This window comes from Curtobacterium sp. MCPF17_047 (genome assembly GCF_003234045.1).
In the GTDB taxonomy this organism is placed as follows: Bacteria; Actinomycetota; Actinomycetes; order Actinomycetales; family Microbacteriaceae; genus Curtobacterium.
Genome location: NZ_QKSF01000020.1, coordinates 32,236 through 45,166 on the forward strand (window position 1 = coordinate 32,236; position 12,931 = coordinate 45,166).

The 12,931-nt window shown below is 72.8% G+C and carries 12 protein-coding genes; 9 read left to right on the forward strand and 3 right to left on the reverse strand.

Going from position 1 to position 12,931, the window contains the following annotated elements; translation table 11 throughout:
• Positions 1-411 precede the first annotated feature (411 nt).
• The 4 genes from DEJ33_RS17515 (at position 412) to DEJ33_RS15805 (ending at position 4,791) form a co-directional block, all read left to right on the forward strand.
• Positions 412-2,307, forward strand: coding sequence for a DUF11 domain-containing protein (locus DEJ33_RS17515; protein ID WP_111195504.1), 1,896 nt, complete (start codon positions 412-414; stop codon positions 2,305-2,307).
• Between the two features lie 111 nt (positions 2,308-2,418).
• Positions 2,419-3,060, forward strand: a complete 642-nt coding sequence (locus tag DEJ33_RS15795; RefSeq protein ID WP_258374708.1) for a DUF308 domain-containing protein — start codon at positions 2,419-2,421, stop codon at positions 3,058-3,060.
• Positions 3,057-3,320 carry a hypothetical protein gene (locus tag DEJ33_RS15800; RefSeq protein WP_110905010.1) on the forward strand — a complete coding sequence of 88 codons (264 nt, stop codon included), beginning with the start codon at positions 3,057-3,059 and terminating at the stop codon, positions 3,318-3,320. The genes DEJ33_RS15795 and DEJ33_RS15800 overlap by 4 nt, the downstream gene beginning before the upstream one ends.
• Before the next feature lie 88 nt (positions 3,321-3,408).
• Complete coding sequence (locus tag DEJ33_RS15805) at positions 3,409-4,791, forward strand: MFS transporter (protein WP_309147022.1); 1,383 nt, start codon at positions 3,409-3,411, stop codon at positions 4,789-4,791.
• Between the two features lie 172 nt (positions 4,792-4,963).
• Here DEJ33_RS15805 and DEJ33_RS15810 read toward each other — a convergent pair whose 3' ends face one another.
• Positions 4,964-5,839, reverse strand: a complete 876-nt coding sequence (locus DEJ33_RS15810) for a LysR family transcriptional regulator (protein ID WP_181436639.1) — start codon at positions 5,837-5,839, stop codon at positions 4,964-4,966.
• Between the two features lie 81 nt (positions 5,840-5,920).
• On the opposite strand from DEJ33_RS15810, the gene DEJ33_RS15815 reads away from it, so the two are divergent.
• Together DEJ33_RS15815 and DEJ33_RS15820 are read left to right on the forward strand one after the other, a co-directional pair.
• On the forward strand, positions 5,921-7,180 hold the full coding sequence (locus tag DEJ33_RS15815) for an MFS transporter (protein ID WP_111079549.1): 1,260 nt from the start codon (positions 5,921-5,923) through the stop codon (positions 7,178-7,180).
• A gap of 157 nt (positions 7,181-7,337) precedes the next feature.
• Entirely contained in the window at positions 7,338-8,003 is a 666-nt protein-coding gene (locus DEJ33_RS15820) for a hypothetical protein (protein ID WP_111079551.1), read from the forward strand.
• Between the two features lie 69 nt (positions 8,004-8,072).
• Here DEJ33_RS15820 and DEJ33_RS15825 read toward each other — a convergent pair whose 3' ends face one another.
• Positions 8,073-8,987 carry a cation diffusion facilitator family transporter gene (locus tag DEJ33_RS15825; protein ID WP_111079553.1) on the reverse strand — a complete coding sequence of 305 codons (915 nt, stop codon included), beginning with the start codon at positions 8,985-8,987 and terminating at the stop codon, positions 8,073-8,075.
• A gap of 48 nt (positions 8,988-9,035) precedes the next feature.
• On the opposite strand from DEJ33_RS15825, the gene DEJ33_RS15830 reads away from it, so the two are divergent.
• Positions 9,036-9,707, forward strand: a complete 672-nt coding sequence (locus DEJ33_RS15830; RefSeq protein ID WP_258374707.1) for a DUF4166 domain-containing protein — start codon at positions 9,036-9,038, stop codon at positions 9,705-9,707.
• A gap of 19 nt (positions 9,708-9,726) precedes the next feature.
• Complete coding sequence (locus DEJ33_RS15835; RefSeq protein WP_111079555.1) at positions 9,727-10,725, forward strand: epimerase; 999 nt, start codon at positions 9,727-9,729, stop codon at positions 10,723-10,725.
• On the opposite strand, the gene DEJ33_RS15840 is transcribed toward DEJ33_RS15835, so the two are convergent.
• Positions 10,697-11,764, reverse strand: coding sequence for an EamA family transporter (locus DEJ33_RS15840; protein ID WP_111195506.1), 1,068 nt, complete (start codon positions 11,762-11,764; stop codon positions 10,697-10,699). The genes DEJ33_RS15835 and DEJ33_RS15840 overlap by 29 nt on opposite strands.
• 71 nt (positions 11,765-11,835) lie before the next feature.
• Between DEJ33_RS15840 and DEJ33_RS15845 the strand changes: the two genes are divergently transcribed.
• On the forward strand, positions 11,836-12,750 hold the full coding sequence (locus tag DEJ33_RS15845) for a LysR family transcriptional regulator (protein WP_111195505.1): 915 nt from the start codon (positions 11,836-11,838) through the stop codon (positions 12,748-12,750).
• The last annotated feature ends 181 nt before the right edge of the window (positions 12,751-12,931 follow it).

Sequence of the window (12,931 nt, forward strand, 5' to 3'; positions counted from 1 at the left end):
CCGCGTCTAGGTTGCCGACATGAATGAGAACGCTGTCGACATCAACGGGTTGGCGGAGCTCCTGTCGATCTCCGTGTGGAAAGCACGTGAGCTCGGCACGATCCCGCCTTCCCGTCGTTTCGCGTCGGACGCGTTCACCGGTTCTGGCCCTCTGAGGTGCGCGAACATCTGCAACGAGAGCGCGCACTGAGGGACCCGTGGAATCAGTCGCCTCAGTCGCTCGGCCGGAAGCGAAAGCGTAATAGTGACGCCGCTTCGCAGCAGCGCCGCATGCGCTCCTAGTCCGCAGCCAGTCCGCAAAACCTCCACCACGGGGCTACTTCCAGCGCATCTCACCGACGGTCAAACCCGCGTGGCTCCGCCGCTCACACGCACGTACACCACCCGGCAACACCCAAGCACGACTACGCGATGTACACCGAGGACGCGCAGGGGGCGGACGGCCTGCTCCTGTCCCTGGCCGACGGCTCCGTGCCACCGGGTGTCGGCGCCTACGGTGCCGCCCTCGGGTACTCCTGCCGGGCCGCGGACACGCAGGGACAGTCGACCTGCACGCTGCCCGGTCTGCCGGGCGCGTTCGCGGCCGTGGCCCTCGACCAGTACGGCAACTTCTCGCTGCCGTTCAACGACAGCGGCCCTGGTCGCACCCCCGACACCGTGACGATCCGGGGTTCCGGTGACGGCACGACCGGGTACCGCTTCGTCCAGCACGCCGTGATCAACGGCGGGGTGGCGACCGGTTCCCGCGTCCCGCGGAAGGTGCGTGTCGTCCTGCAGCCCGAGGACGACGGCCTGACCCTCACCGTCCGGCTGTCCTTCCCCGGCGGTGCCGACCGCACCGTACTCGACCACGTGCAGTTGCAGGGCACGGGCCAGTCGCCGCTCCCGGAGACCCTCCGGCTGGGCTTCACCGCGGCCACCGGGTCGTTCCGGAGCGTGCACGAGATCGACGCGCTCCGTGTGGCCCAGCCCGCCGACCTCCGTGTCGAGCACGACATGCCGCCGGTCGTCGCCGGGGACCGTGTCCGGTACACCGTCACGGCGTCGAACGTCGGGGTGAACCCATCCGCCCCGAGCCCGGTGACGGTGGACGTCCCCGACCAGCTCCGTGACGTCACGTGGGCGTGCAGCGTGCCCGGCCCCTCGGCCTGCCGTGACGCGTCGGGAAGCGGAGACGTCTCGACCGCGGTCGGACTCACCCGCGGTGCCGCGGCGACGTTCACGATCGAGGGGCGACTCGACCCCGGGGCCTCCGGTCAGATCGCGAGCACGGCGACGATCGACACCGCTCCCGGGCTGTCCGACACGAACCCGTCGGACAACAGCTCGCGGGCTGCGGCGCCCGTCGCCACGATCGCCCAGGTGTCGACCGACAAGAGCGTGACCCCGGGACAGGTCGAGCCGGGTGACGAGCTCGAGTACACCGTGACCGCACGCAACGACGGTCCGTCGACCGCGCGCGACGTGGGGGCCGTCGACGACTTGCCGGCGCAGCTGGCGTTCGTCGGTCCGGGTGGTCCAGGTGGCTCGGGTGGTGCGTGCACCGCTGCGGGGCAGCGGGTGACGTGCACCGGTGGCGGGGACCTGGCGCCGGGACAGGAGCACGCCTTCCAGTTCCGGGCGCGGCTCGACCCGCAGTACTCCGGAGACGGTTCCGACGTGGTGAACGTGGCCACCGGGACTTCCCCGACCGACCCGGACGGTGGCGAGGAGTCGCCCGAGGTGCCGATCCAGGTCGTCGACCCGGACGAGCCGGGTGACCCGGACGGGCCCGGAGAGCCTGACGGGCCCGGTGACCCGGACGGGCCCGGCGACCCGGACGGGCCCGGTGAGCCGGACGGGCCCGGCGACCCGGACGGGCCGGGCGACCCGGACGGCCCCGGCGGGACCGGAGGGCCGGACGTGACAGCGACGCCGGGCACCGGCGGGCTACCGGGCGCGGTCCCCGGACCGGGCGGGCCGAGCGCCTCGACCCCGGCGGGCACTGAACCGGGGGACGCGGCACCGCCACGGGCGGGCGCGCTGGCCTACACGGGAGTGCAGGGACTGGCGCTCGTGGGGCTGACCGGGCTCCTGCTCACGACCGCCGGGGTCATCGTGTGGGTGCTCCGCCGCCGCCGGACCCATGTCGGAGCGGAGTCCACCGAGTCGTGGCAGGTCACCGAGCAGAGCGCCGAGACCGGCCGGTGCGCGCAGACGGACCAGTGCACGCAGACGGACCAGTGCACGCAGGCGGGACAGTGCGCGGGCCGGTGCTCGGGATCGGGCCTGTTCTCCGAGTTGGCCCAGCAGGCCGGACGGGGGTAGGGCACCGGCGGGGTGGGCGCACCGCCCACCCCGCCGCGGTCCCGCCGGACAGGTCCCCACATCGACGGCGGTAGGATCGAGCGTACGAACCGACAGCCCGAGAGAGGTCCCGTGTCCCACTCCGTGGACGACGCCGCGCAGCGAGCACGGTACTGGCCGGTCCCGGTCCTCCGGGCCGTCCCGGCAGCCGTGATCGCGATGGTGATCACGTTCTCCCCGAACCACTCGGCCGGCTTCGGCCTGGTGCTGTTCGGTGTCTTCGCCCTCGTGGACGGCGCGGTGCTCGCCTGGGGCAGCGCGTCCCGGCTCCCCGGGGACGATCGCTCACGACGGTCGGGTCTCGCGCAGGCCGCGCTCTCGGTCGTGGCCGGTGTCGCGGCGCTCGCATGCAACGGACTCGGACTGCCGGCGTTCATCACCCTGGTCGTGGCGTTCGCCGTCCTGACCGGCGCACTCGAACTGTCACAGGGTCTGCGGGCCCGTCGGCGCTCGCCGTTCGCCCGCGACTGGATGACGGTCGGCGGCCTCACGCTGTTGCTCGCGATCGCGTTCCTGCTGACGCCGCCGGACTACTCGCAGCAGCTCGGCGGGGTGGAGCGGGTGACCGGCACCCTCGACGCGTCGATCGTCCTGGTCGGTCTCCTCGGCGCCTACCTCGCCATCGCGGCGGTCTTCCACCTGATCGCCGGCCTCTCGCACAAGTGGGGAACGGCTGCCCCGGCGGTCGCCCCGGACGGAGCACCACACGTATGAGCACCCCCACCCGCCGCGACCGTCTGCGTCCCGCCGAGCTCCTCGGGATGTCCGCCGTGATCGCGGTCGTCGTCGGGCTCGTCGTGCTGATGTCGACGCGTGAACCCACGCTGTCGTTGATCTTCTTCGGTGTGAGCTTCGTCGTCGTGGTCGTCGTGATGGCCATGCTCCAGCTGACCTCGACGACCGACCAGGACGACAACGACATGCTCGGCGGCCACAACACCCCCGGACGAGGAGACGACGACGGCTTCCACTGAGTCCGAGACCCGACGAACCACGTCGGGATCGCACCGACCCGAGCAGGGTGACCCGGGCCTCCCGGCCCGCTACCGCCACCGGTACCTGATCCTCGCGGTCTGCTGCATGAGCCTGTTCATCGTGTCGATGGACGCCACCGTGGTGAACGTCGCACTGCCGTCCATCGGCCGCGAACTCCACAGCACGATCTCCGGCCTGCAGTGGACCATCGACGCCTACACGCTCGTCCTCGCCAGCCTGCTGCTGCTCTCCGGTTCGACGGCGGACCGCATCGGCCGGCGCACGACGTTCCAGGTCGGGCTCGCGCTCTTCACGGCCGGGTCGCTGCTGTGCTCGCTCGCGCCGAGCGTCGGCTGGCTCGTCGTCTTCCGCATGGTCCAGGCGGTCGGCGGGTCGATGATGAACCCGGTCGCGATGAGCATCATCACGGCGACCTTCGACGACGCGAAGGAGCGAGCGCGCGCCGTCGGTGTCTGGGGCGCGGTCGTCGGTGTCTCGATGGGTGTCGGACCGCTGGTCGGTGGCGCGCTGACGGACACCGTGGGATGGCGGGCGATCTTCCTCATCAACGTCCCGATCGGGATCGCCGCGGTCGTGCTGACGTTCCTCTTCGTCCCGGAGTCGCGTTCGCCGAAGCCGCGGAAGCTCGACCCGCTCGGGCAGGGCATCGTCATCGTGCTGCTCGCGAGCCTGGTCGGCGGTCTCATCGAGGGTCCGCGCCTGGGCTGGGCGTCGCCCGGCGCGCTCGGGCTCTTCGTCCTCGCGGCCGCGGCGCTGGTCGCCCTCGTGGTCGTCGAGGGGCGCACCGCCGAGCCGCTGATCGACCTCCGGTTCTTCCGGAGCATCCCGTTCTCCTCCGCCGTCGGCACCGCACTCGTGGCGTTCGGTGCCAACGGGGCGTTCCTGTTCCTCAGCGCGCTCTACCTGCAGGAGGTCCGGGGGATGACCCCGTTCGAGGCGGGCCTCTGGACGCTGCCCTCCGCCCTGATGACGATGCTCGTGTCGCCGATCTCCGGCCGGCTCATCGGCACCGTCGGTACGAGGGTGCCGCTCGTCCTCGCCGGCATCGGGATCGCCGGTGCCGGTGCGGTCCTGACGACCGTGCAGGCGTCGACGCCGATGTGGGTCCTGGTGGCGGCGTTCGTGCTGTTCGGCTTCGGGTTCGGCATGGTGAACGCACCCATCACGAACACCGCGGTGTCGGGGATGCCCCGTGCCCAGTCCGGCTCCGCTGCCGCCGTCGCCTCGACCAGCCGGCAGACCGGGGTGTCGCTCGGAGTCGCCCTCGCCGGGACCGTCACCGGGGCCAGCGCGGTCGCGACGGTCGGGTCCGGGTTCGCGGTGGCCACGCACCCGATGTGGTGGATCGTCGTCGGGATCGGTACGGCGATCGTCCTCGTGGGCTTCCTGTCGACCACGACGGCCGCGCGACGGTCCGTCGAGAGCATCGCGCCGCTGCTCCGCGGCTGACGCACGGGCGGCGGTACCGCTCGGTGCGGCCACCCGGTGCCGGAAACCCGTCGCCCGGGACGCCATCGCTCGGGACCCCACCGCCCGTGACGCCCGTGCCCGTGACGCCCGTGCCCGCGACGCCCACGCCCACGCCCGCGACGTCAGCGCCGCGACGTCAGCGCCCGCGACGTCAACGCCGCGCTGCGACGATCGCCCGGGCCAGCGCCTGCGTCGCCCGGTTGGGTTCCGGGTCGCTGCGCATCGCGAGACCGATCCGGAGCGGCTCGACCTCGTCCTCGAGCTCCAGCACGGCACCGTCGTGGCGGACGCCCGAGTCCGGGACGACGCCCACGCCGATGCCCGCCGACGCGAAGCGCACCACGGCCGGCATGTCGTTCATCTCGGCGACCACCCGGCGCCGGATGCCGAGTCGGTCGAGTACGCCGTCCAGGATCATCCGGTTGCCGAACCCGTGCGCGGTGTCCACGAAGGACTCGTCGGCCAGCTCCGCCAGCGACACCGAGGAGCGACCGGCGAGCGGGTGGTCGGCGGCGACGAACACCCGGAACGGCATCTCGCGCAGGGGTTCGACGACGACACCGGACGGGGTCGTCGGCAGGCCGGTGTACGCGAGGTCCAGCCGTCCCGCGACCAGGTCCTGCACGAGCCCCGTGGTCCCGCTCGGTGAGGTCATGAGCTCGACGGCGACCAGCGGATGGCGCTGCCGGAAGCCGCGCAGGACCCCGGTCAGGTCGACGATGTCCATGCTCGTGAAGATCCCCAACCGGACCCGGCCGCGGAGTTCGGCGTCGGACACCGCGGCGACGTCGCGCATCCGGTCGAGCGACTCGAGGACGGCGCGGGCATGGGGCAGCAGGTCCTCGCCGGTGGCGGTCAGGACGAGGCGTCGGCCGCCGCGCTCGAAGAGCCGCACTCCGAGCGTCCGTTCCAGGCTCGCGATGCCGGCCGAAACGGTCGACTGTGCCGCCCAGAGCCGTTCGGCCGCACGGGTGACGCTGCCCTCGGCCGCGACGGTGACGAACTGTTCGAGCAGACGCGTCTCCATGCCGCCATCATCGACGACATCGATGGCGCACATCAAGATGATCCGTTTGACCCGATGGGCAGGCCGCGCGAGCATCGGAGCATGTCAACCGTCATCGAATCCCCGGCGACCGGCTCACCGGCCACAGCTCCGGCCCCTCGTGGCCGTCGTGCGCACACCCGCCGGCGCCACGGCTACGGCTTCTGGGCCGTCGCCTTCGCGTTCACCTCGGTGATGGCCTTCGCGACCGTCCCCGCGCCGCTCTACGTCATCTACCAGGCCCGAGACGGCTTCCCGACCTTCACCACGACCGTCGTCTTCGCCGCCTACGGGCTCGGCGTGGTCGGGTCGCTGTGGCTCGCCGGACACCTCAGCGACGTGCACGGTCGTCGCCCGCTCATCCTGGTCTCGATCGCGCTGGAACTCGTCGCCGCGGTCCTGTTCCTGGTCTGGAACGACGTGACGGGTCTGATCGTCGCGCGACTGGTCACCGGTCTCGGCGTCGGCACCCTGACCGCCACGGCGACCGCGCACCTCGGCGAACTCAAGGTCCGGGCGACCGGCGACGAGTCCTCCGCGAAGGGCGCGAGCGTCGCAGCCGGCGTGGTGAACCTCGGCGGCCTCTCCCTCGGCGCACTCATCGGCGGCGCACTGGCCGAGTTCGTCGGGCAGCCGCTGATGGTCCCGTACGTGGTGTTCGTCGTCGCCCTCGTGATCGCGTTCGTGGTCGTCCTCGCCGTCCCGGAGACCGTCGACCGTCCGACCGAGCCCGTGCCGTACCACCCGCAGCCACTGCGGGCACCCGAGGGCCAGGGCGCCGCGTTCTGGGCTGCCGGCACCGGTGCCTTCGCCGCGCTCGCCGTGCAGGGGCTCTTCACGTCGGTCGCGCCGACGTTCCTCGGAACCACCTTCCACGTGACCGACCGGCTGGCCGCTGGCGCGACGACCTTCGGCGTCTTCGCCGCGAGTGCCCTGTCCCAGGTCGTGTTCGCGAAGCTCCCGCAGCGCACCCAGATCCGTCTCGGCGTCGTCCTGCTGGTCGGCGGGCTCGCCGTCCTCGCGGTGTCCGCGGTGGTCCTCCAGGTCGCTGGCTTCATCGGCGGCGGCGTCGTCGCCGGTGCCGGTGTCGGGCTGCTCTTCCGCGCCTCCATCGGGAGCGCCGGTGCGCTCGTCGGCCCGGAGGAGCGTGGCGGGGTCCTCGCCGCCACCTTCCTCATCGCCTACGCCGGGCTCACCGTGCCGGTCGTCGCGGTCGGTGCCGCGCTGCTCGTCCTGCCCACCCTGCCGGTGCTCATCGGGTACGTGGTGCTCGTCGCGGCGCTCGCGGTCTTCGCCGGAGCCCGACTGGCCGCACGCGCCTGACCGGCACGCGCCTCCCGGCCGAAACGGTCCGTCTGCGCGAGACGCCGCGGACTCGGCGAGACACCGCCCGATCCAGCGGCGTCTCGCCCGCCCGGCGGCGTCTCGGGCACACGGCCCCCGGCCGGGAGGCCCGCACCCCCTCCGGCATACTGGCCGCATGCCCGCGAAGCGCTCCCGTTCCACCCTGACCGGCATCGCCGCCGCGGTCGCCGCCGTCGTCGTGATCGGCGGCTTCGCGCTGACGAACGCCCGGGAGGGTGACGACGCCGTCCTCTCCGCGGCTCCCTCGGCGACCGCGACCGCTCCGGCCGGCCAGGGCAGCGCCGGGGGCAGCACCGACAGCGGCGGCGCCGACACCGGCAGTACCGAGACCAGCAGCGACAGCAGCGTCGCGGTCATCACCCGCAACGGCCCGGACCTTCCCGGCACCGCGGTCCTCGACCGGTGCGCATCGGACGGTCGAGCCGCGGTCACGCAGTACGCCACCGCCGCACTCGGCGAGGTCGTGCTGCAGTGCGGCACCTCGGCGCAGGGCTACGAGCACATCCGCGTCCGGCACACCCGCGACTGGCAGGACGTCCTGGCGGGGCACACCACGCAGCGGGACTGGGACGACGCCATGCTCACGGCGGTGCGGACGGCGCTGACGAACCCGCAGAAGGGGCTGCCGGTCGACGCCGGGGACGGCAAGGTCTGTTACGCAGCCCCCGTCCGCTTCGACGACGGCAGCACGCCCAGCCCGGACGGGTTCGTGAAGGTCATCGTCTCGGCGACGACCGACCGGGTGATCACCGCCTACCCGACGCGCGACTCCGACTGCTGACCGGCTGGCGCCGCACCGCCGCCAGGGTCGGAGCCGACACCGGGGTCGGGTGTCACCATGCGGCAGCCGTCAGGCGTGCACCTCGTGCTCGTGCCGCTGGTGCGAGGCGGGCTCGAGCTGGAACGTGGAGTGCTCGACCGGCACGTCGAAGTGCTCGGCGACGCACTGCTGCAGTTCGTCGAGGATCGCCGGCGCGTGCGCGGTCGTGAAGCAGTGGTCGTCCACCACGACGTGCGCGGTGAGGTTCGGGACGCCGGTCGACACCAGCGTGGCGTGCAGGTCGTGCACCGCGATGACGTGGTCGAGCTCCAGGATGTGTCCGCGGACGGCGTCCAGGTCCAGGCCGCGCGGGGTCGCCTCGAGCAGCACGTCGGCGGTCTCGCGCAGGAGCTTCACGGCCCGGGGCAGGATGAGCACGCCGATGAGCAGCGCGGCGACGGAGTCCGCTCGTTGCCACCCGGTCAGGAACAGCACGACGGCCGCGGCGATGACGGCGACGGACCCGAGGGTGTCGTTGAGGACCTCGAGCCGAGCGGCCCGCGAGGTGAAGCCCTCACCGGATGCCCGGACCAGCACCGCGAACGCGACGAGGTTGCCGACGAGGCCCACGAAGCCGAAGACCAGCAGCGGTCCGGCGTCGATCTCCTCCGGGACGAACAACCGTCGCACCGCCGAGATCACGACGTAGATGCCGACGGCGAGCAGGATCGCCGCCTGGGCTGTCGCGCCGAGGACCTCGGCCCGCTGGTACCCCCAGGTGCGCCGTGCGGTCGGGATGCGCCGGGCGAGCCGGGTGGCGACGAGGCCGATCCCGAGCCCGCCGGTGTCGACGACCATGTGCCCGGCGTCGACGAGCAGTGCGAGCGACCCGGTGACGACGGCGCCGACGACCTCGGCCAGCAGGATGCCCGCCGAGATGCAGAACGCGATCAGCAGCGCACGCTCGGACGCGTGTCCGTGCGTGTGGCCGTGGTCGTGTCCCATGTCGCCCATCGTAGGAGCCGCCTCCGACGACGTGCCAGGATCGGGAGCGTGACCAGGTCGCCGTACCGACTGAGCGTGCCCGACGACGTCCTCGCGGCCCTCCACCCGCGGCTCCGCACCTACTTCGGGGCGGTTCCGCCCGGACACGTCGGCCGCGGCACCGGCGTCTTCTCCGTCGTCGGCACCCCGAGGCGCTGGCTCTGGCCGCTCCTGGCCGTCTTCGCGCGGGAGGCGGTGATGTTCCCGGTCTGGGAGCACGACGTCCCGTTCACGGTCGAGAACCGCCCGGTCCGGGTGCGTCGCGGACGGCCCGGAACGGACCCCGGCCGGGAGGCGCGCCCAGCGGTCCGCGCGCACCGCACCTTCCACTTCGCGAACGGTGACCGCACCATGGTCGACGCGATCACGGCGGAGCCGGAGGGACTCGTCGACCACCTCGGCCACCGCGGCCGGGTGAGCGCGCTGCTGGCGGTCAAGGTCCCCGTGACCGGACCCGATGCCGGGGCGCTCCGCCTGGTCTCCACCCGTGTGAGCGTGCATGCGCTGGGTCGGGAGTGGAGCCTCCCGGTCGTCATCGCGCCGCGGGTGGAGCTGACGGAACGATTCGATGACGATGCGGACGAGCAGCGCGTGTCCCTGGCGCTCTCCGCGCCGGTGATCGGCACGCTGTACCGGTACGAGGGGGCGTTCCGGTACGCCGTCGTGCCCGACGACGTGTGACCGGAGCCGGGAGGACAGCATGGACGAGCAGCAGCAGCAGCAGCAACAGCAACAGCGGCGTGTGGTGGTGGCGGGGGCGAGCGGTTTCGTCGGCCGCCACCTGCAGGACGCTTTCCGCGCCGAGGGGTACCAGGTCGTCACCGTCGGCCGGACCGGTGATGCGGTGTGGGGCAACACCCTGCGGATCCGCGAACTCGTGGACGGTGCCGACCTCGTCGTGAACATGGCGGGCAAGAGCGTCAACTGCCGGTACGGGCGCCGGAACCGAGCGGAGATCGTGCGCTCCCGCGTCGACACCACGCTCGAACTCGCCGAGGCGATCCGGTCGGCCGAGCACCCGCCGCCGCTGTGGCTGAACGCCTCGACCGCGACGATCTACCGGCACGCCGACGACCGGGCGCAGGACGAGGCGACCGGTGAACTCGGCGAGGGCTTCTCGGTCTCCGTCGCCCGCGCGTGGGAGGACGCGCTCTTCGCAACGGACCTGCCCGGCACCCGGCGTGTGGCGCTCCGGATGGCGATCGTGTTCGGTGACGGCAGTGCGTTGCTGCCGCTCCTGCGGTTGGCGCAGGTCGGACTCGGCGGTCCCCAGTACGACGGGCCGTGGTTCCCGACCCGAGCACGCCTGGCGGCCGGGACCTACCACCACGACCGGCACACCCACGGGCGGCAGCGCTTCAGCTGGGTGCACATCGACGACGTCCTCGGTGCGATCCGGTTCATCCGGGACCACGAGGACATCGACGGACCGGTGAACGTCACCAGCCCGGAGCCGTCCGACAACCGCACCGTGATGGCGACCCTGCGCGACGCCGTCGGGCGCCGCTTCGGCCTGCCGACCTGGCGGTGGATGCTCGAGCTCGGGTCGTTCGCCATCCGCACCGAGACCGAGCTCGTGCTGAAGAGCCGGTGGGTGGTGCCGACGCGGCTGACCGAGGCCGGCTACGTGTTCCGCTACCCGCACCTGCACGGCGCGCTCGCCGGGATCATCACGGAACGGCGTCAGCACCGGCGCTGAGCTCGGCTGCCGGAGGCTGCTGCCCCGGTCGAGACGCCGCCGTCTGCGGTCGAGACGCCGCCGTCTGCGGTCGAGACGCCGCCGTCTGTGCAGGACGCCCCGGTGTGCTCGAGACGCCGCCGGATCCCGCGGCGTCTCGGTCACGCGGCGGCGTCTCGGGAGCGGCAGCGCCGGCCCGCGGCGGCCGCGACGACCACAGCACCGCGCCCACGACCACCGCGCCCGCGAGCACCTCGACCAGATCCGGGACCTCGCCGAACGCCGCCCACGAGGCCAGCACCCCGACGACCGGCACCAGCATCGAGAACGGCGCGACCGTGCTCGACGGGTACCTGCCCATCAGCCGCGACCAGATGCCGTAGCCGACGACGCTCGCCGCCAGCACGATGTAGAGCACCGCGAGGTCCGCGGGTACGGCGGCGGCGGTGAACGCGGTGCCGAGCGCCTGCCCGATCCGGTCCGGCCCCTCGACCAGGAAGGACAGGACCGCCATCGGGATCGGCGGCACCACGGCCCACCAGAGGGTGAGGTGCAGCGGGTTCACCGGGCCGGCTTTCCGGGTCGCGACGTTGCCGATCGCCCAGCCGAGGGCGCCGCAGAGCACGAGCACGACGGGCAGCAGTGCCGCGGTCTGCGCGCGGTGCAGGGCGATCACGGCGAGGGCGGCCACGGCGACGCTGACCCCAACCACCTGCCGAGCACTGAGGCGTTCGCGGAGCAGCACCCCGGCGAGCAGCACGGTGAACGGCGCCGAGGCCTGCACGACGAGCGACGCCAACCCCGAGGGCATGCCGGCCGCCATGCCGAGGTAGAGGAACGCGAACTGCAGCACGCCGAGTGTCGCGCCGACCAGGACGATCCACCGGAACGGGATCGGCGGCCGCGGCACGAACAGCAGCGTCGGGACGGCGAGCAGTGTGAACCGGAGGGCGGCGAGCAGGAACGGCGGGTAGTGCTCGAGGGCGATCGCCGTGGCGGGGAAGTTCAGTCCCCACGCGACGGCGACGACGAGGGCCAGGATGCGGTCGCGGAGCAGCACCGGACGATCGTCCCGCACCGGACGCGGTAGCACCAGCGAACGTTCCGACACTGTCGTTGTAGGGTCCCTTCATGGTCGGCTTCGACATCGCCCTGCTGCCCGTCCTCCGCGAACTCGCCGAGCGGGGCAGCGTCACCGCGGTCGCGACGGCGACGCACCGGACGCCCAGCGCGGTGTCCCAGCAGCTCCGGACCCTCCAGCGGCAGGCCGGTGTCCCGCTCGTCGAGCGCATCGGCCGCGGTGTCCGGCTCACCGACCACGGCCGGGTCCTGGCGGGCCTCGCCACCGGCGTCGCCACGGCACTGGCGACCGTCGAGTCAGCGTGGGCCGAGCACCTGGCGGGGGCCAACGGCACGGTCGACCTGGCGGTGTTCCCCTCGGCCGCCGAGCTGCTGCTGCCCGGCCTGCTCACCCGGATGCGTGCGCACCCCGGGATCGCGCTGCAGCTCTCGGACGTCGACGTCAGCGAGGGGGAGTTCGCGCCGCTCACCGCCGACCACGACATCGTCATCGGCCACCGCCCGGACGGCGCGCGGGGCGCGGACCGCCGGAGCGTGGAGACCGTCCCGCTGCTCCGTGAACCGCTCGACGTCGCCCTGCCGCTCGACCACCCGCTGGCGGACCGGCACCGCGTCGGCATCGAGGACGTCGTCGGCGCGACCTGGATCGGCGTCCCGGAGGACTACCCCATCGACCGGGTGCTCACCGCGATGGCCGCCGCGACCGACGCACCGCCCGAGGTCGCCTTCCGCACGATCCACCTGCCCGTCATCGAGAACCTGGTGGCGGCCGGACACGGCATCGCGCTCGTCCCGCGGTACACCTCGCGGACTCGGGCACCGGGCCGGTTCCGGCTGGCGACCCTGGCGGACGTCCGAGCCGGACGACGGATCGAAGCCCTCGTCCGTCCCGACCGTGCGGTCCGACCCGCGGTCCAGATCGTCCTGGAGGCCCTGGTCGCCGAGGCCACGGCCGTCACCGCCTGAGACGGCCCGGACGGGCCACATCGCTCCGCTACGCACCGTGCGTATTGCCCGCCCTACCGGGAGCCGCTACGCTGCAGGCGTAGCACGGGGGGTGTTACGGGGCGGCCGGTCGTCCGGGGTGCGTGGTTGAGGGGGTCGGGTGGTCGGGCTGCATCGCCAGCCCGAGCGCGCGAACCACGCG